The organism is Streptomyces avicenniae (genome assembly GCF_000719135.1).
Classification (GTDB): Bacteria; Actinomycetota; Actinomycetes; order Streptomycetales; family Streptomycetaceae; genus Streptomyces; species Streptomyces avicenniae.
Window position 1 is genome coordinate 1 of the sequence record NZ_JOEK01000058.1, and the last position, 312, is coordinate 312.

Annotated in this window: 1 protein-coding gene; it reads left to right on the forward strand. The window is 71.2% G+C overall.

Translation table 11 applies throughout. The features are described from left to right. Positions 1 to 301, forward strand: a 301-nt coding sequence (locus IF27_RS29735) for a DUF5819 family protein (RefSeq protein ID WP_223291267.1), incomplete at its 5' end; no start/stop codon positions are given. Between the last annotated feature and the right edge of the window lie 11 nt (positions 302 to 312).

The window sequence follows — 312 nt, forward strand, 5'->3', positions numbered from 1 at the left end:
GAACGAGCTGCGGCGGGCCTGGGACTTCTACTCCTCCTCGCACGACAACGCGAACCGCCCCTCGGGCCTGCGCGGCGAACTCTCCGAGAGCTATCTGCGCCGCATCGTCGCCCGCCGCGTCGACCGGCTGTCGGCGGAGGTCCGCGAGGGCACCGTCGAGCGCGTCCAGCTCCGGTCCAGCACGACCAATGTCCAGCCGCCCCCGTGGAGAACGGAGAAGGTCTCCGACAAACCCGTCTACCGGGTGCTCCCGTGGTGGACCCTGTCGGCGAAGGACGCCGGGACGGGGGCGGACGTCTGATGGACCGCGAG